Genomic DNA, 17,840 nt, shown 5'->3' with positions numbered 1-17,840 from the left:
TCATTATTAATGAACCAAATAAGAAGCATTGCAGAGTTGTTTAACCGTGGAAGGGGAAAGAGAGGTAATAAATTTACACAAAGCGCTCTCAAGCAGAACAATTGTATCGTAGATTTTATTGCGCAAAATGTTCTGTTTTATATATAACCAAAACCTCTCAACAGGATTGAGGTCAGGTGAGTATGGTGGTAGGTATATAATTTCGATATTTTTAGGTATCTTTAAACTTTTTGACTTATGCCAACTAGCGCAATCCATCACGAGAAAAGCCTTTCGTATTCCTAAATATTGCGACATCTGTTCAAGGAATATATTTATACAAGCAGTGTTGACGTTTGGTGCAAATAAGCTAAAATTCTCTCCATTTCTGGGATTAACTGCACTATAGAGATAAAAATTTTCCCTACCTAATTTTACCTTAACCTGTGTCCTACTGCCTTTTTTAAACCACCCATGTCCAACTTTTGAATGTGTACCAAACCGTGATTCATCGAAGAAAAATAGCTCTTTTTCAGAATGCATGACAATAGTTTCATTGAGGTTTTTTTTTAAACTCCTCTTGCTTATTTTTATCCTGTCCACTATGAACTGGTCTTGGTGTGATATATGAGAATTTCATTCTTTGCATATTACGATGTATTGTGGATTTGCTGATATTCAAACCAAATCTTTCTTGGATTCTTATTCTCATTTCTCTGATAGTAATATTGGGGTTTTCCTCTATCCACACCTCAATTTGTTCAAGTTGACTTTGGTTCAATATAGTTTTTCTACGGCGTTGAGGTGGAGAAAATAATTTTTCTTCTCTTCCAAATTTTATGTGCTTTATCCATGTAGTAATTGCCTTTCTCGAAATGCAACATATTTTTGCTACAGCTGTTATACTGTGCTTTTTTGCTGCAATTACAGCATTTAGTTTTTTTGCAACATACGCATTATTTCTTACTTTCTTCAACATCTCTTTTGCTGATTCCACCACTTTTTCATCCAATAATTTTGATCTTAATGCCATCTAAACCTCGCTATTTTACTTACTCCAGTATGGCTTTTTTTCCATTATTGTCTATTCGTTGCTTGTATAGCGGGAATTGGTATGACTAGCTCAAATAGATCAATTACATGGTTTTCAGATCCAGACTCAATAGGACCTTCTGTAGCAAAAAACTTAGGTACATGATCAACATACTCCTTAAGTCTTAGATTATGAGTCTTTTTTACACTACTAAAATCCACGAATTTATATTCATCTGAAAGACCAGAATATTGTGGATCATACTTTTTATATTCAAAAAACTCATTACCTAAAAAATTACAAAACGTTAGTTTATAGTCATCATGATTGAGTTTAATAACTTTAAGATAATGAAAATCTCTAGGAATCTTTACTTCTTCTTTCGTAATATGATTAAGTATGACTAACTCGCCACTGAGCATGCGATAGCCAATTTTTGGCAAAGTAGCTATATTGATTGCCTTATTGAGCTTAAAATTTGCTTCATAGATACCACTTGACAGCTCCTTCCCTTTTTCTAAGAACCTGTACATGATCTCAAGAAAGGAATAAACTAAGAGATAATGTATATAAGTTAGGATATATGAGGAGTGTATACCCAAGTGATATAAGTCGGGAAAGATTTGAGATTATATTACCAGATCTAGAATCCTGTAGAAAAAAAACAAAACCAAGAAAACTGGATTTATATGAGTTATTTTGCGGTGTACTTTATGTGCTAAAAAGTGGCTGTCAGTGGCGAATGCTACCAAAAGAGTTTCCAAAATGGCGCAATTGTTACGATTACTTCAAGAGATGGAGTAAAAAACCGAATGAAGATAGAGAAAGTGTTCTAGAAATTGTCTTAAAAAAAATTAGTTGGAGAGGTTCGTTTCAACAGTGGTCGGAATACAAAAACAAGCTTCTGCATCATTGATGCTCAAAGTGTAAAAAACACCGATATTGCTGAAGAAAAAGGTTATGATGCCGGCAAGAAAATTTCAGGAATAAAGCGTCATATTGCAGTAGATACGCAAGGTTTGCCACATGCAATTTATATTACTACAGCTAATATCGGAGATCGTACTGCTGCTGTAGAGATGATTTGTAACGCAAGAAAAAATCTTTCCGAAGTTCAAAATATACTAGTTGATGCAGGTTATACAGGAGAAAATTTTGCAACTCAAATAAAAACGACTATTGGTGCAACCGTTGAAGTAATAAAACGAAGTGAATTACATACCTTTGTTGTATTGCCAAAAAGGTGGGTTGTAGAGCGTTCTTTTGCTTGGCTGGAAAAGTGTAGACGGTTATGGAAAAATTGCGAGCGTAAACTCAATACTAGACTACAAATGGTCGTTCTAGCTTTTACTGCCTTGCTCCTCAAAAGATTATGAACAGGCTCTAAAGTGACGTCTTGATCTGAAGCTATATTCTTGATTAAACTCAATTCTTTCTGCATGTTCAATATGGTTTTTGTTAAAACTTCTATTGATTGCCATACGGTTAATTTATTATCAGTCAAGTTATATACTTTAAGTATTAAATTATCAGGATTTTATCATGAATTTATGTTAAAAGTATTATATTTTTGTGTCATGATGTTAACTACATTAGCTAAAACGTGTTTTTTATCTAAGCGAAATTGCTTTGCAGTAACGAAAAGTTCATCTATTTCTTTCCACTGACTTAGCAAAATTTCAACATTATTTACTTCTTTCTTTATACTTTCTAAAATGGAGGTTTGAATGATATGTGATGCTAGTTCTAGCTCAATTTCACTATTAATTATTTTGTTAATTATATCGGAATTATTTAGATTACGGAAAAATGTATAAAAATATTTATATGACTCATAAACACCACTGTTTATTACATCAATTATCACCCCTGGCGTTCCAGGAAATAAAGTAATGACTTCATCAAATATTTTATCGTCAAATTTACATTGAGATGAAACAACTTGCTTTGTTTCATCGTAAGTTAATGGAAGTAAATTTAGCTGAAAACACCTACACCTAATAGTAGTTTGTATATCATATGGCTTATGGCTAATTATAAGTATTTTGGAATTTTTTGGCGGCTCCTCTAATATTTTCAATATTGCATTTTTAGCATTATTAGTCATTGCCTCTAAGCTATCTATTATAGCTATTTTATATTCTGATTGAATAGGACTTAAGTGAAGAAAGTCTTTCATTTCTCTCACCTTTTCTACTCCTATTGTATCACCTTCAACAATTCGTAAGTCTAATGCTACTTCATCATAATTTTTGACAAGAAACCAATTAGAAAAGGATTTTGCGAATGTCGCTTTTCCTATACCTTTTTTACCACAGATCAGCCAAGATTGAACAGATAAATTGTTCATTATCTTTTTTTTTGCTTGGTTGTGGCCTATCACCTTTTTCATTCTTTCTCCTATAGATCTTGGTTTAAAAATGCGTTATTTATTGTTTGTAATGAAATTTTGCCTTTCCTTAAAACCTTAATCTTATCTCCAGTTAAGTCAATAATAGTAGATTCTATACCAGAAACTAGTTCATCATCTTCAACAACTGCAGATAAGTGTTGCTTAATAGACTGAGGTATATCGCTTGCTTTGCATATACTTTTTTTTCCTGAAATATTAATACTAGTTGCAACTATTGGAGTTTTCAGTTCATTTAATATCGAAATCGCAATAGGATGATCAGGAATTCTTATGCCTATACTACCTTTAAAGAATTCATTTGGTAATATGTTATTATTTTTAAGTGGTAAAATATAGGTCATTGGTCCAGGAGAAAAGTAGTTTATTAAATTGATATATTCTTCTTTTACCTTTGCTATATTTGTCAAATTATCAACATCACTAACAAATATAGAGAGTGGCTTGTTTTGAGAACGCTTCTTTATCCGGTATATTTTTTCTATAGATTCGTGATCTAGCGCATTACAAGCAAGAGCATATACTGTTTCTGTTGGAAAGCACGCTAACAAATTATTTTGTATTGCGTTTATTACTTCAAATATCATATAGCTAAGCTTATGTTTACAATATCCCTGATTATCTCGCTATATGATAGCAATTAAGATACCGAAATGGCTAGTGTTGCATGCTTACAGTAAATTTTATCAGCAACTGCTCGTTTTTACAACAAATCCGCTACAACCCAAACTCCTCATTAACTTTATCAACTATCGTTTGTGGCGGATCGTCTCCCCATCCTGAACATAAAATCTCTCCATAATCTGCAACATCTATAGAGCCAGTTCTGCTTTTCGCTAGAAACATTTCTCTTTTTTCTTTATCAACTAATACATAGTGCCAAGCTGACCTTCCACGATCTTTACCACGAACTAAGTATATGAGATCTGATCTACTTCTTCTTGTTGCATCGGCAAAGGATCTTTCATTGATAGTTCTGCTTTTACTCTTTATGCCGCCACTTTCAGAAAAAGCTTCCTTGGCTTCAGCTTTTTTGTTTGCCAATTCAGAAATTTTTCCTTTTGCTCCTAGTGCATGTTCTTTGGTGTTTTGAGATGAATACTTACTAGAAAAACCTCCCTTTGTCTCATTAGAAGTTCTGTTTGTAAAACGCTTAGTAAATGAGTTATCATTATCATTTTCTGCCATAAAAATCTCCAAATTTTAGATTGTAGAATCCAAATTTTTACTACACCCTATCATAGATTAATTAAATTAATATAAATGAAAGATAATATAGTAATTATTACAGGAATTACGGCTTCAGGTAAATCAAAATTATGTGATAATCTGGTCAAAAAGCATAAAAACATTAGCATAATAAACTGTGACTCAAAGCAGGTATACAAAGAGATTCCCATAATTACTGCTCAGCCGCCAAGACAAGAAAAATTTTATAAGCTATACGGTTATGTTTCAGCAAGAGAAAATTATTCCGTAGGTTTATGGCTAGAGGATTTAAAGAGGGAAGTTAACAACGCGCTGAAAAATTCACGAATACCCATCATCACTGGAGGAAGTGGGCTTTACATTAACAGCTTAATCAAGGGATTATCATCGATTCCACAAATAAGCCAGGAAGTAAGAGAAAACGTAAATGAACTTAGAAAAAATTTAAGTAAAGAGGAATTCTACAAATTAGTGCTAAGCAAAGATCCAAGGATTCAAGGTAAAATATTTATTAATGACTCACATCGCCTCTCAAGAGCACTTGAAGTTATCACTGAAACTGGCAAGACAATCTTTGTATGGCAAGAAAATAGACAGCCTCCTTTGTTCAGTAATTTTAAGGTATATACAATTCTACCTAAACGTGAGGATATATACCGAAAAATAAATTCCCGTTTTATTGAAATGGTTGAAAATGGAGCAATTGATGAAGTAAAAAACCTACTTAGCATGAACCCATCTCCACATTTGCCAGCTATGAAAGCACATGGAGTGCCAGAAATTATAAAATACTTACAATGTAAGATTACTTTAGACGAAGCAGTACAGATTGCTCAAACAAACACAAGGCATTACGCAAAGCGTCAGTACACTTGGTTTAAAAATCAATTTCCAAGTTCTGAAATTCTTGATTGTGCAAGTAAATTGACAGAATTCTAGATATTTTGATTATTATGTATTATATTGCTATGTCTATGCAAACTTTTCTTGATAGTATTAAACTTTTTTCTTAAAGAACTTTCATCATTGCCTAAATTGTGATTATTAAATTCTTTGTAAAAATATTCTTATACCAATTCCCGCTATACAAGCAACGAATAGACAATAATGGAAAAAAAGCCATACTGGAGTAAGTAAAATAGCGAGGTTTAGATGGCATTAAGATCAAAATTATTGGATGAAAAAGTGGTGGAATCAGCAAAAGAGATGCTGAAGAAAGTAAGAAATAATGCGTATGTTGCAAAAAAACTAAATGCTGTAATTGCAGCAAAAAAGCACAGTATAACAGCTGTAGCAAAAATATGTTGCATTTCGAGAAAGGCAATTACTACATGGATAAAGCACATAAAATTTGGAAGAGAAGAAAAATTATTTTCTCCACCTCAATGCCGTAGAAAAACTATATTGAACCAAAGTCAACTTGAACAAATTGAGGTGTGGATGGAGGAAAACCCCAATATTACTATTAGAGAAATGAGAATAAGAATCCAAGAAAGATTTGGTTTGAATATCAGCAAATCCACAATACATCGTAATATGCAAAGAATGAAATTCTCATATATCACACCAAGACCAGTTCATAGTGGACAGGATAAAAATAAGCAAGAGGAGTTTAAAAAAAAACCTCAATGAAACTATTGTCATGCATTCTGAAAAAGAGCTATTTTTCTTCGATGAATCACGGTTTGGTACACATTCAAAAGTTGGACATGGGTGGTTTAAAAAAGGCAGTAGGACACAGGTTAAGGTAAAATTAGGTAGGGAAAATTTTTATCTCTATAGTGCAGTTAATCCCAGAAATGGAGAGAATTTTAGCTTATTTGCACCAAACGTCAACACTGCTTGTATAAATATATTCCTTGAACAGATGTCGCAATATTTAGGAATACGAAAGGCTTTTCTCGTGATGGATTGCGCTAGTTGGCATAAGTCAAAAAGTTTAAAGATACCTAAAAATATCGAAATTATATACCTACCACCATACTCACCTGACCTCAATCCTGTTGAGAGGTTTTGGTTATATATAAAACAGAACATTTTGCGCAATAAAATCTACGATACAATTGTTCTGCTTGAGAGCGCTTTGTGTAAATTTATTACCTCTCTTTCCCCTTCCACGGTTAAACAACTCTGCAATGCTTCTTATTTGGTTCATTAATAATGAGAGTTGGTATTACTTATGAAGCGCTACTATACCTGTAAGAGCCTTTATCACTAAATGAACTATATCACGCAAAGTTTCATCCTTAATTTTTCTATATTCTCTTACTAATCTTGTAACCACAATCTCCACTTTCATATCCTTGTATAGCTCTTCTCATAATAGTAGGAACGAGATAAGATAGTGATTTAGTGTAACAAGAAAGTAAAAATGCCAGCAGCGTACAGTTATGACTTAAGGAAAAAAGCCATTCAGGCGTTGGATGAAGGAGAGAGTAAAACAGCAGTAGCAAGTTTTTGGCTCTTTCTAATAACTTCAACATCACTAAATTCAAGGGCTTGGTTTTCTATTATTTGGAATCTTTCATGTCCCTTTCCTGCAACTAGCAGAATCATATTTTCATCATGAGCTATGTTTACACCTCTCTCTATAGCTTCTTTTCTATCTCCTATCTCCAGTGAATTAGGGCAATGTAGCAAAATATCATGGCGAATTTCCCCCGAATCTTCATCACGAGAATTGTCATCTGTGACTATCACTTTGTCTGCATACATTTGTGCCACCTTACCCATTTCTGCGCGTTTTGCCTGATCACGATTTCCACCACAACCAAAAACTAGAATTATTTTTTTATTGAAGTGCCATTTTAAAGACAACAGAGCTTGTTTGAGTGCACTTGGAGTATGAGCGTAATCGACAAATGCAAAAGTGTTCACTTTTTCCATTCTTCCCGGTGGAGAAATAAGTTTATCTATACACATTCTTTGACAGTCCACACCAGATGAAATAACTATACCTATTGCACACAACAAATTATATGCTTGAAATCGCCCAAGAATCGGAAAAAATGAGTTATAAATTTCATCACCGATTTTAATTGTCAGGTGTTGACCACTGGCAGTGGGTATCTGCTTTAATAAAGTAATGTCAGAGCTTTTTTTTCCATAGGTTATAACTTTGTTGCCACGCTTTTCAGATATGTTAAGCAACTCTCCGTATTCGCCTATATCTGCATTTAAAATCGCTGTTTTTTCTTTTGGCAATACCTCATAAAACAACCTTTTCTTAGCCTCAAAATACTCATCGATACTTTTGTGATAGTCCAAATGATCTTGAGAGAAATTAGTAAAAGCTGCAGCATTGAACCTGAGTCCATGGATTCTGTATTGATCGATTCCATGGCTTGAAGCTTCTAATGCTAAGTGTTCTACGTTCTTATTATTTATGTCACGCAATGTGGAATAAAGATCATCTGCACTTGGCGTTGTAAGGCTATTATCTTTTCTATTATTATTGACACATGTTCCCAGTGTTCCTATAGACGCTGCATTATCTTGCCAAATCTGGCGACAAAATTCCACCACTGAAGTTTTACCATTCGTACCAGTTACAGCAGCAACATATTTAGGTTGTTTGAATTGATAAAACCTGCTGACTATTTCACTGTATATTCCTTGAGGGTCCGAGTGGTAAAGCACTGCAAAACTTGGAGTACCTGTCATTTGAGTAGCAGACACTGGAATCCAGTTTTCATTATACAATTGTCTAGTATGCTTGTTTACAATTAAATTTTCTGGATCCCAGTGTTTGAGCACTGGGATGACATCTTTCTTGGCCCCTTGTATTACAACGTCTACACAGTTGTGTACACATCCATTAGGAAGACATGTTGCGTGTTCTTTACTCCTTTCTGACACACAAACAAAAAGATAACCTTCTTTAACTCTCTTAGGATTACATGTGACGCCTTTGATTTCAATATCAAAGTCAGCATTTACAATGTTATGCAGTAGCTCTTTCAGTCTCACAATCATCTTTAACACTTGAACATGGCAGTCTTATTAATGCAGTATTCAAGTCAAAAATCAAATCTTCAGGATCTTCTAGTCCGCAAAATATTCGCACAAAACTTCCACCATAATCTGAATTCATTACAGATCTTGACATAGATCTACGGTCTATTGGTAATATCAAACTGTCACATCCTCCCCAAGAAGCACCGATGCCGAAAACTTTCATATGATCAACCATGCAGCCTAGTTCTTCACATGAATATTCTCTATCAAGTACTATACTAAATGTGCTACTTGCCCCTTTGAAGTAACTTTTCCATAGTTCATGTTGAGGATGGGAGGAAAGTGCAGGATACAAGACTTTTTTGATTTTTGGATGTTCTTCCAGCCACCTTGCCACCTCCATTGCTGTGCTCTGATGCTTCTTCATGCGTATGTGTAATGTTCTAAATCCTCTATGCGCAAGATAACAGTCATGTGATTGAACAGTAACTCCATAATTTTTATAGCTCTCATAAAGCAATTTAAAAGTTTCACCTTCAGCAACCATAGCTCCCATCACTAGATCTGAGTGACCGGCTAGATACTTTGTCACTGCATATAGTGCAACATCAACTCCATAATCGAGCGGCTTAAATAATAAAGGAGTGGCCCATGAATTGTCACAAACGGTTACGATTCTGTGTTCCTTAGCAATTTTTACTATATGCTCTATATTTGAAATCTCAAACGTTACAGAACCAGGAGTCTCAATCATGATGAGTGAAGTGTTATTCTGAATTAAACTAGTTATATCCTGTGTCGGATCATAAAAAGTTACTTCTACTCCTCTTTTTGGTAGTTCATTTTCGGCAAATCTCTTTAGCCTATAATAACTATTATCTTGTATCAGAACATGCGAACCTGCTTTAGTGAAAGTCAAAATAGCAAAAGTAAGTGCAAATAATCCAGAAGGATAGATGAGTGCTTGTCCCCTACCCTCAATTTCAGCCAGTGCATTTGAAAAATAATGAACAGTAGGCGTACCAACATTACTATAGCTGTAATCCCTTGCAACACCATCATTGATCACATCATATATACTCTCCCCATTCGCTGCACTTAAGTAATCCTTGTAAGTAGGAAATAATATGGTAGAAGAATGATAAACTGGTGGGTTCATCGATCCTTTATAATCATTAAATTTTCTTCCTGCTTTAACTAATAAAGACTCTTCTCTCACGTTTCTACTATTTATTTTTTAAATTATATTCACTTTGCGTATATAAGTTAAGAGAAATCGCATGTACTCGTTCTATTTCACTCTTTAATAATTCATAGATCAATTTATGCCTCTTTAAAGAGCTCATTCCAGAAAAGTCGTTAGATATTAATACTAATTTGATATGTGAAGGTAGTGTCGAAGAAGAAGCAAAATAATGATCTACATGCTTTGCTGATTCATCGATAATATTAATATCAATTACACCTATTGAACCGCGTAATTTTTCTTCTATTGTCTTAATAATATCCACAATAGTTCCTTTAAGCAACAATACGCTCCTCTTGTCATCCCACAGTATCTGGGCACTGGGATGACAATCGAATTACTTATTCTCTTCTTTATTATCCATGTCTTGATAATCAGAATCTACTACTTTTTCTTCCTCATTATTTGTTGTGGATGAGCTTTCTCCACCTTGTTGTTGTTGAGATTCCTTATACATAGCTTCTCCAAGTTTCATAGATAACTGAGAGAGGTTAGTAACTTTCTGTTGTATTGAATCAGCATCATCAATGTTGTCAGATTTACTCACTTCCTTTAACTCATTAACTGCATTTTCAATAGCAGATTTATCTTCTGGAGAAATTTTATTACCATATTCTGTCAGAGATTTTTCTGTAGAATGAACTAAACTATCCGCTTGATTCTTCACTTCAATAAATTTCTTACGCTTTTCATCTTCTTGTGCTTTTTCCTCAGCTTCTCTCACCATCCGATTTATTTCATCCTCCGATAAACCACCTGAAGACTGAATACGTATTTTTTGCTCTTTTCCAGTAGCTTTATCCTTTGCAGAAACATGCGCTATTCCATTTGCATCTATATCAAATGTCACCTCAATTTGAGGAACCCCGCGAGGAGCAGGTGGTATTCCTTCTAAACTAAACTGACCAAGCAGTTTATTATCAATCGCCAATTTTCTTTCACCTTGATGCACCTTAATTGTAACAGCTGTTTGGTTATCATCTGCAGTTGAAAATACCTGAGATTTTTTAGTAGGAATAGTAGTATTACGTTCAATAAGTGGAGTGAACACTCCCCCTAGAGTTTCAATACCAAGAGAAAGTGGAGTTACGTCAAGTAGTAACACATCTCTTACATCACCTTGAATGATTCCCGCCTGTATTGCAGCTCCAATTGCTACAACTTCATCAGGGTTAACCCCTCTGTGTGGATCTTTGCCAAAGAATTCTTTAACTTTCTCTATGACTTTTGGCATACGAGTCATGCCACCAACAAGAACTACTTCACCAATTTGACTAGCAGATAAACCAGCATCCTCAAGAGCTTTTTTGCAAGGAATTATAGTCCTTTCAATTAAATCATTCACTAAGCTTTCAAGCTTTGCTCTTGTTAGCTTCATATTTAAGTGTTTTGGGCCACTTGCATCAGCTGTAACAAACGGTAGATTTACTTCTGTTTCCATTGCACTTGACAATTCTACCTTTGCTTTTTCTGCAGCTTCTTTGATTCTTTGCATAGCCATTGGATCGTTTTTCAAATCAATGCCATTACTTTTCTTGAATTCACCCAGTAAATAATTTACTACTGCATTATCGAAGTCTTCCCCTCCAAGGTGAGTATCACCATTTGTAGCCTTTACTTCAAAAACTCCGTCACCTATTTCAAGAACTGAAATATCAAATGTACCACCACCAAGATCATACACTACTATTGTGTGTCCGTGCTTTTTATCAAGACCATAAGCAAGTGCTGCAGCAGTTGGTTCGTTAATTATTCTGAGGACATTTAATCCAGCAATTTTTCCTGCATCTTTTGTTGCTTGACGTTGAGAGTCATTGAAGTACGCCGGCACTGTTATCACAGCATCCTTTACTTCCTCCCCAAGATAAGCCTCAGCTGCTTCTTTCAGGTTTTGTAGTATAAATGCACCAATCTGACTAGGAGAGTATTCTTTACTATCAGTTGTTTTAATCCATGCATCGCCATTTTTTGCTGCAAATACCTTATATGGTACACCTAGATTCTTCATTTCAGGATCGCTATATTGGCGACCTATCAATCTCTTAGTTGCAAAAAAAGTATTACTTGCATTAGTAGTTGCTTGCCTTTTTGCTGGAGCACCAATCAATTTTTCTCCTGATGAAGTAAATGCAACTATAGATGAAGTAGTTCTTGCTCCTTCTTTATTTTCTATTACTTTTGTATCCTTACCCTGCCTTACCGCAACACAAGAATTGGTTGTTCCGAGGTCTATACCTATTGCTCTTCCCATAATGAATACTCCCTTTTAAATATTATCTGATGTAAAATATATAAGTATAAAACTCGTTAATTACAAGTCCCGTTTAGTTGTTAGAGCTCAAAAGGCGCGAAAGCCATTTAGTTAACCAAAAATTGCCTTGTAGATTATCAGCAGCTTCTTTATTACTGTTATTCACAATTTTATATCCAGAATTCTGCAATGGCTTATAATCATTAAAATTAACATGATCTCCTTGCTTTAAAATAAATGTATCTACATCTAAATTATTATCAATACTAACATTCAATGTAATATTGAACTCTTTTTCGATTGTAGAAACTATATCACGCTTATTATTAAAAATGTGCGCTATAACTGCACTGCGTGCTATTAAATCAAAGGACTTATTTTGATTTTTATTAGCAATATGTTGCAAATCCCTTAGTATCGATGCAACAATCACTTCGTTTGATTTCACTCTTCCAATGCCTTTACAGCGTAAGCACTCTGTAGTATTAATTTCCTGTATATTTGGTTTAATTCTTTGTCTTGAAAAGACCATTAAACCAAAGTCATTGATAAAGCTAAATTGAACTTTAGCTTTATCATCTTTAAACGCCTGCTTGATAGCAAATTCAACATTTTTACAATACTCAAGTTTCAACATGTCAATAAAATCAACAACTATTAACCCTGATAAGCCCCTGAGATTCGCTTGCCTTGATATTTCAGATACTGCCTCCATATTAGTTCTATAAGCTGTTTCTTCTATGTTATCTTCTCCTGTCATTTTCCCTGAATTTACGTCTATTGAAACAAATGCCTCAGTTAAGGTTATTACCAAAGATCCACCAGATGGCAATTCTACTCTATTGCTATATAACTCAGAAATTTGATCTTCGACTCTATAGTAAGTAAAGATTGGAACAGAGCCTCTATATAATCTAGGACGCAATTTTCCTTGTAACATATTTTTAGTGTATTTTCTTACCGCTTCACAAACTTCTCTATCAGATACTATAATTTCTGTATCATTACTACAAAAGTCACGCACAGATCTCATAATCACATCTACTTCGTTGTAAATTAATGACGAATCATTTACAGAAAAGGCATTCTTTTGGATATTTTGCCATAATGAGGTCAAATTATTGTAATCTTGCTCAATTTCTTTCTTACTTTTTCCTGCACCAACAGTTCTTACTATTAAACCTGAGCTTTTTGGTAAATTTATTGAATTTAATATATCCTTTAACTGTTTTCTAACGTTGGTATCTTCAATTCTGCGAGATACTCCACCCCTACTCATGGAATTGGGCATGAAAACACAGTATCTACCAACTAAAGTTACGTATGTTGTAAATGAAGCTCCTTTATTTCCTCGTTCTTCTTTAGTTAGTTGAACCAGTATCTTTTGATTTACTGAAATCACATCTTGTAACTTATATTTTCTATGTAAAGGTACCTCCCTCACAAAACCACTGCTGGACTCACTACTAGCTGTAGAATTTAGGCCTTCTTCTGTGCAATTACCACTTGAATAGCCTTCAAGGAGAGCTTCTTTTTCTTTTTCTGGAATATTAAAGTAGTCTAGAGATATCTCAGAAAAAGACAAAAAACCTTGCTTATTTTTTCCATACTCAATGAACACGGCCTGCAAAGCAGGTTCTATACGCTTTATATAAGCAACGTACACATTACCTCTTAATTGTCTTTTTTCCTTGAATTCTTGTTCAAACTCTACAACCTTACCATTAACTAGTAAGGCAACCCTTACCTCGTTAGAACAGGTAGTACTTTCTATCAACAATAACCTTTTGCCATTACTCGCCACTTATTTACCGTCTGCTTTTCATTCTGAAATGTTTTTATACTACTTAATATATTATTGATTGTCAAGAATTTTGCGATCTGCATTATTGGGTTGACTTTCAGTGTTTTGCGTAATAAACTTGCATAGAATTTATTATATCACTACAATTATGGCGAAAAAAAATGCTTCTTTGCTTGTCAAGCTAGTTAGCACTGCAACTAAAACAACAAAAACTGGAGAAGAGAAACTAACAGGCTATTTTTGTGTAAAAAAACGTAATCCTAAGAACCTTCCCAAGAAGCTCGAGTTTAGGAAGTATGACCCAGTCGTCAGAAGACACGTATTATTCAAAGAAGAAAAATTAAAGTAAGTTTATTGTTATATACAATTTATAACCAAGTTACACTATAACGATAGAGCTAAGCAATATTAAGGCAAGAGAAACTGAAATTAATAAAGGTTGTTGAATAATCAATAACATAAAGTACAAAACACAGAAAACGCTCTGAAGCCTACATTATCACATATTAGTAGATAAAAATCAAGCAGACGGTGTTATCCCGGTGCTCGGCACTGGGATCTAGGAAAAAATATAGATCCAGTAGAGCAAGGATTAGTGTCATTCAAATAGCTGACACTGGCTTGCCGTAATCTCATCAAGAACGTTGCGCTCTAACATAATATTTTTATGCTTACCAACTTAACTGAATCCCAGACTGGGATGATATACTTCTGGTAGATAATGTCGGTATAGTTGTGATTGGAATAGAAAGCACTAAGTTTGCAATGCTATCTGAATAGATAAAAGAACTCATTACTCAGTGAAACAAGACTTGAAATTTTGTGCAATGCTGCTGATTATATCTAGATATGCATCCTTTCCAGGCTCTACATCTGATCCAATAGGATCAAGAATCACCATTTTTACGTCACTAGAAAAGACATTAGGCTTTATGCTATCCTCTCGTGAATGAGAAACAATACATTTAACGTTTTCCTCTTTCATTACCTTTTTTAATTTCATTAAACTCTTCATACCTATGTAAGAATCTTCTTCTATAGAAAGAATGGCGCTTGGGTAACTTAAATCAAAATATTTTTCGAAATATTGATAAGCATCGTGAGTAACTATGTATTTTTGATTTTTTAACTCATCCAATTCTTTCGTAATTTTTTCTACTTCTTGGTCTATCTTTCTTATAGCCTCCTCTGCGTTAGTATTGTATCGATAGGCATTTTCTTTATCTATATTAGATAATGTTGCACTGATAGAAAGTATCATACTTTTTGCATTTTCAGGACTCAGCCAAATATGCAAATCTTTTTCATCTTGAATGTGACTAGAAAATGAATGTGGTCGAGCAGGAAGTAGATCGATTGCACTTGATAGCGGTATTAACTTCTTATTTTCTTTAGCAAAAGTTTTAATGAATGTTTCCAAAGAATCATCGATATAAAATATAATATTACTAGATTCTAATTTACTTGCGTCTGAAGGCCTGAGCATGTAGTTATGTTCAGACACTACTTCGTACATTAGTAGTTCTGGCTTTGAAATTCCATCTGTAACAGAAGCTACAAGTGAGTGTATAGGTTTGATTGTAGCTACAATTTTTAAATTGGATGAAAAGGCACTATTGTAGTATAATGTAAATGAAAGTAATAGAAAAAAAAACAGTAAATGTCTCATATAAATGTTGAGAAGAAGTCAATTTTTGCCAAAAAATTAAGTAGTGTCAATAACTGCATTCTAAAAATAGAAAACCTTACTCTTTCATACGGTAATAAAAAAGTTCTTGATAATATCAACATATCAGTACAAAGAGGAGATATAGTTACAATACTTGGTCCAAATGGCGGAGGTAAAACCTCTTTAGTGAAAGCAGTTGCTGGTATAAATAAAGGTTTTATTGGCAGTATTGTATTCGCTGACAATATAAAAATTAGCTATATGCCACAAAATTTTAGTATTGGTAATTTGATGCCAATAACAGTTGAGTCTTTCCTTTTCAATAGCTCCTCGAAGAAATTGAAGAAAAATCAACCCATTGTTACAGAAGCAATAGAATTGGTTGGTATCGGTAACATTCTAAAAAATCAAGTATTAGAAATCTCTGCAGGACAAACACAATTACTGCTGCTTGCACGCTGTTTAATTTCAGAATCTGATTTGATCATTTTAGATGAGCCAGTCAGTGCAATGGATATTAACGCACGAGCTAAATTTTATGATATTATAAATAAAATCGCAGAAGAACGATCAGTGTCGATTCTCATGACTTCTCATGACCTTAACTCTGCTCTACCATCCTCAGATTACATAATTTGCATAAATAATACTATCTATTATCAAGGTAAACCTGATGAAATTATGGAGATAAATGAAATATTTGGCAGTTACGCAGCGAAATGATTCAAAATATTCTACGTCTTCTGCAAATAACTACAGTGCTAACACGCTACAATGTGTTACCTTATTTACTTCCACCATCAAAAAAATCAATAAATAAAATACAAGGTCATAAACTAAAGCGTGCTCTTGAAAGATTAGGTCCGGTGTTCATTAAATTTGGGCAATCCATTTCATCACGCACTGATATTTTAAATGAGGACATAACAAATAACTTGCTATTGATATGTGATAGATTGCCATCATTTTCATATAAAATAGCAGTTAAAACTATAGAAAGTGAGTTTAATTGTAAATTAAGTGACATTTTTTCAAGCTTTTCTGAAAAGCCAATTGCAGCAGCATCAATTTCTCAGGTGCATAAAGCGGTTACAACTGAAGGTAAGGAAGTTGCTGTAAAGGTTTTAAGGCCAAATATTGAAAAAATATTCTTAAGAGATATAAAGATGCTTTCTTGGCTGGCAGAAATTGCAGAAAAATTTAGTGAACAATCAAAAAGATTGAAGCCAGTTGAGTTAGTCAAAACTTTTGCTGAAATTTGTCGACTAGAGTTAGATCTACGTTTTGAAGCTGCCCACTCTTCGGAACTGAAGAAAAATACCAAACATGACAGAGGTTTTTACGTACCTGAAGTAGATTGGAATAGAACTTCAAAAAAGGTTTTAACACTAGAATGGATGGAAGCTATACCAATATACGAAGTTGAAAAGCTAAATAATCGTAAGCAAATAGCTATCAATCTTATAGAATCGTTTTGTAATCAGGTGTATAGGGATTGTTTTTTTCATGCTGATATGCATCCTGGAAATTTAATGATCGATAGTAATAACAATATTATTGCCCTGGATTGTGGAATCATGGGTAGAATAGATCGTGAGACATGCTATTACGTTATAGAGATACTCAAAGGCTTTTTAAATAGGGATTATGATCACGTTGCAAAAATGCACTTTAGAGCCGGTTATGTTCCATCACAGCATAGAAATTTTGTTACAGCTTGCAGAGCAATAGGTGAACCCATTGTTGGACAGCCTATACAGAAGATTTCATTTGCTCGATTACTTACTCAGCTACTAAAAATAACTGGTGATTTTGATATGAAAGTTCAAACACAATTGTTATTGCTGCAGAAAACTATGATTTTATTAGAAGGAACATGTAGGAAAGTCTATCCAGAAATCAATATGTGGAAAGTAGTTGAAACATGGATAAACAATCAACATGAAAGTAAAATAGGGTATAGGGAAAAAATTAAAAGCTCTTATCCCATAAAAGCAATTCAGGGAATATTTAGCCTTATAGAAAAATTAAACCTAATAGCTGATAAAAAATTACAAGTTAAAAATAGATCAAATGGAAAAGTCTATTTTTTATTGTGGTCTGTAATTATAACTCTAATCGTTAAATTTTTAATTTCTTAAACTAAAAGATAATAAAAGCAAGTTTACAACAACTATTTAAGTCTTGAAACCACTCAGGTTCACATTCACTCGAATTATCAAGGTATTTTCAGGATGTATAAAACTTTCAGTAGAGTTTAGAGAAGAAGTAAAAACCTTAAC

18 protein-coding genes and 2 pseudogenes are annotated in these 17,840 nt (G+C 33.8%); 7 read left to right on the top strand and 13 right to left on the bottom strand.

Annotated features, from left to right (window positions below; all coding sequences use genetic code 11):
* Nucleotides 1–6 precede the first annotated feature (6 nt).
* Together ABWU62_RS04875 and ABWU62_RS04870 are read right to left on the bottom strand one after the other, a co-directional pair.
* Nucleotides 7–1,012, bottom strand: a protein-coding gene (locus ABWU62_RS04875; RefSeq protein ID WP_353287090.1) for an IS630 family transposase whose coding sequence is annotated in 2 segments (ribosomal slippage) — nt 7–549 and nt 551–1,012 — 1,005 coding nt in all. Because the reading frame shifts where the segments join, the coding sequence is not laid out codon by codon here.
* Nucleotides 1,013–1,056: 44 nt separating this feature from the next.
* A complete protein-coding gene (locus ABWU62_RS04870) occupies nt 1,057–1,545 on the bottom strand; it encodes a hypothetical protein (protein WP_353287708.1) in 489 nt (162 codons plus the stop codon).
* A gap of 50 nt (nt 1,546–1,595) precedes the next feature.
* Here ABWU62_RS04870 and ABWU62_RS04865 point away from each other — a divergent pair.
* Nucleotides 1,596–2,388 (top strand): IS5 family transposase gene (locus ABWU62_RS04865; protein WP_353287093.1). Its coding sequence is split into 2 segments (ribosomal slippage): nt 1,596–1,859 and nt 1,861–2,388, totalling 792 coding nucleotides; the frame shifts between segments, so codons are not numbered across the junction.
* 164 nt (nt 2,389–2,552) lie between these two features.
* On the opposite strand, the gene ABWU62_RS04860 is transcribed toward ABWU62_RS04865, so the two are convergent.
* The 3 genes from ABWU62_RS04860 to ABWU62_RS04850 all read right to left on the bottom strand — a co-directional run bounded on the left by ABWU62_RS04860 (nt 2,553) and on the right by ABWU62_RS04850 (nt 4,610).
* On the bottom strand, nt 2,553–3,404 hold the full coding sequence (locus tag ABWU62_RS04860; RefSeq protein WP_353287707.1) for a DNA polymerase III subunit delta': 852 nt from the start codon (nt 3,402–3,404) through the stop codon (nt 2,553–2,555).
* An 8-nt stretch (nt 3,405–3,412) separates the two neighbouring features.
* Complete coding sequence (locus ABWU62_RS04855; protein ID WP_353287706.1) at nt 3,413–4,009, bottom strand: L-threonylcarbamoyladenylate synthase; 597 nt, start codon at nt 4,007–4,009, stop codon at nt 3,413–3,415.
* Between the two features lie 130 nt (nt 4,010–4,139).
* Entirely contained in the window at nt 4,140–4,610 is a 471-nt protein-coding gene (locus ABWU62_RS04850) for a hypothetical protein (RefSeq protein WP_353287705.1), read from the bottom strand.
* A 75-nt stretch (nt 4,611–4,685) separates the two neighbouring features.
* On the opposite strand from ABWU62_RS04850, the gene miaA reads away from it, so the two are divergent.
* Nucleotides 4,686–5,570, top strand: a complete 885-nt coding sequence (gene miaA / locus ABWU62_RS04845; protein WP_353287704.1) for a tRNA (adenosine(37)-N6)-dimethylallyltransferase MiaA — start codon at nt 4,686–4,688, stop codon at nt 5,568–5,570.
* Between the two features lie 91 nt (nt 5,571–5,661).
* Here miaA and ABWU62_RS04840 read toward each other — a convergent pair whose 3' ends face one another.
* Nucleotides 5,662–5,790, bottom strand: a complete 129-nt coding sequence (locus tag ABWU62_RS04840) for a hypothetical protein (protein WP_353287703.1) — start codon at nt 5,788–5,790, stop codon at nt 5,662–5,664.
* Between ABWU62_RS04840 and ABWU62_RS04835 the strand changes: the two genes are divergently transcribed.
* Nucleotides 5,784–6,789 (top strand): IS630 family transposase gene (locus tag ABWU62_RS04835; protein WP_353287261.1). Its coding sequence is split into 2 segments (ribosomal slippage): nt 5,784–6,245 and nt 6,247–6,789, totalling 1,005 coding nucleotides; the frame shifts between segments, so codons are not numbered across the junction. The genes ABWU62_RS04840 and ABWU62_RS04835 overlap by 7 nt on opposite strands.
* A 15-nt stretch (nt 6,790–6,804) precedes the next feature.
* On the opposite strand, the gene ABWU62_RS04830 is transcribed toward ABWU62_RS04835, so the two are convergent.
* The gene (locus ABWU62_RS04830) at nt 6,805–6,930 is read right to left on the bottom strand and encodes a hypothetical protein (RefSeq protein WP_353287702.1); all 126 of its coding nucleotides are present in this window, start codon (nt 6,928–6,930) and stop codon (nt 6,805–6,807) included.
* Between the two features lie 72 nt (nt 6,931–7,002).
* Between ABWU62_RS04830 and ABWU62_RS08365 the strand changes: the two are divergent.
* Nucleotides 7,003–7,119 (top strand): annotated as a pseudogene (locus ABWU62_RS08365) (IS630 family transposase); the annotation flags it as partial.
* Between the two features lie 35 nt (nt 7,120–7,154).
* Here ABWU62_RS08365 and ABWU62_RS04825 read toward each other — a convergent pair.
* From ABWU62_RS04825 to ABWU62_RS04805, 5 genes and pseudogenes are all read right to left on the bottom strand, one after another.
* A pseudogene (locus ABWU62_RS04825) lies at nt 7,155–8,294 on the bottom strand (Mur ligase family protein); the annotation flags it as partial.
* A gap of 280 nt (nt 8,295–8,574) precedes the next feature.
* Nucleotides 8,575–9,807: a cystathionine beta-lyase gene (gene metC / locus ABWU62_RS04820; RefSeq protein WP_353287701.1), complete on the bottom strand. Its 1,233-nt coding sequence runs from the start codon at nt 9,805–9,807 to the stop codon at nt 8,575–8,577.
* 7 nt (nt 9,808–9,814) lie between these two features.
* Nucleotides 9,815–10,099, bottom strand: a complete 285-nt coding sequence (locus ABWU62_RS04815) for a BolA family protein (protein ID WP_353288167.1) — start codon at nt 10,097–10,099, stop codon at nt 9,815–9,817.
* A 72-nt stretch (nt 10,100–10,171) separates the two neighbouring features.
* On the bottom strand, nt 10,172–12,085 hold the full coding sequence (gene dnaK / locus ABWU62_RS04810) for a molecular chaperone DnaK (RefSeq protein WP_353287700.1): 1,914 nt from the start codon (nt 12,083–12,085) through the stop codon (nt 10,172–10,174).
* A 73-nt stretch (nt 12,086–12,158) separates the two neighbouring features.
* The gene (locus tag ABWU62_RS04805; protein ID WP_353287699.1) at nt 12,159–13,889 is read right to left on the bottom strand and encodes an Rne/Rng family ribonuclease; all 1,731 of its coding nucleotides are present in this window, start codon (nt 13,887–13,889) and stop codon (nt 12,159–12,161) included.
* A 148-nt stretch (nt 13,890–14,037) separates the two neighbouring features.
* On the opposite strand from ABWU62_RS04805, the gene rpmG reads away from it, so the two are divergent.
* Nucleotides 14,038–14,238 carry a 50S ribosomal protein L33 gene (gene rpmG / locus ABWU62_RS04800; RefSeq protein WP_012481745.1) on the top strand — a complete coding sequence of 67 codons (201 nt, stop codon included), beginning with the start codon at nt 14,038–14,040 and terminating at the stop codon, nt 14,236–14,238.
* A gap of 444 nt (nt 14,239–14,682) precedes the next feature.
* On the opposite strand, the gene ABWU62_RS04795 is transcribed toward rpmG, so the two are convergent.
* Nucleotides 14,683–15,558 (bottom strand): zinc ABC transporter substrate-binding protein, encoded by an 876-nt coding sequence (locus ABWU62_RS04795; protein ID WP_039950476.1) that lies wholly within the window; start codon nt 15,556–15,558, stop codon nt 14,683–14,685.
* Between ABWU62_RS04795 and ABWU62_RS04790 the strand changes: the two genes are divergently transcribed.
* Together ABWU62_RS04790 and ubiB are read left to right on the top strand one after the other, a co-directional pair.
* Nucleotides 15,550–16,281, top strand: coding sequence for a metal ABC transporter ATP-binding protein (locus ABWU62_RS04790; RefSeq protein WP_353287698.1), 732 nt, complete (start codon nt 15,550–15,552; stop codon nt 16,279–16,281). The two genes, ABWU62_RS04795 and ABWU62_RS04790, sit on opposite strands and share 9 nt — an antisense overlap.
* Nucleotides 16,278–17,699 (top strand): 2-polyprenylphenol 6-hydroxylase, encoded by a 1,422-nt coding sequence (ubiB, locus tag ABWU62_RS04785; protein WP_353287697.1) that lies wholly within the window; start codon nt 16,278–16,280, stop codon nt 17,697–17,699. The genes ABWU62_RS04790 and ubiB overlap by 4 nt, the downstream gene beginning before the upstream one ends.
* Nucleotides 17,700–17,840: the final 141 nt, after the last annotated feature.

This window comes from Wolbachia endosymbiont (group B) of Gerris lacustris (genome assembly GCF_964028355.1).
Classification (GTDB): Bacteria; Pseudomonadota; Alphaproteobacteria; order Rickettsiales; family Anaplasmataceae; genus Wolbachia.
This window is presented reverse-complemented; position numbering and strand designations above follow the sequence as displayed.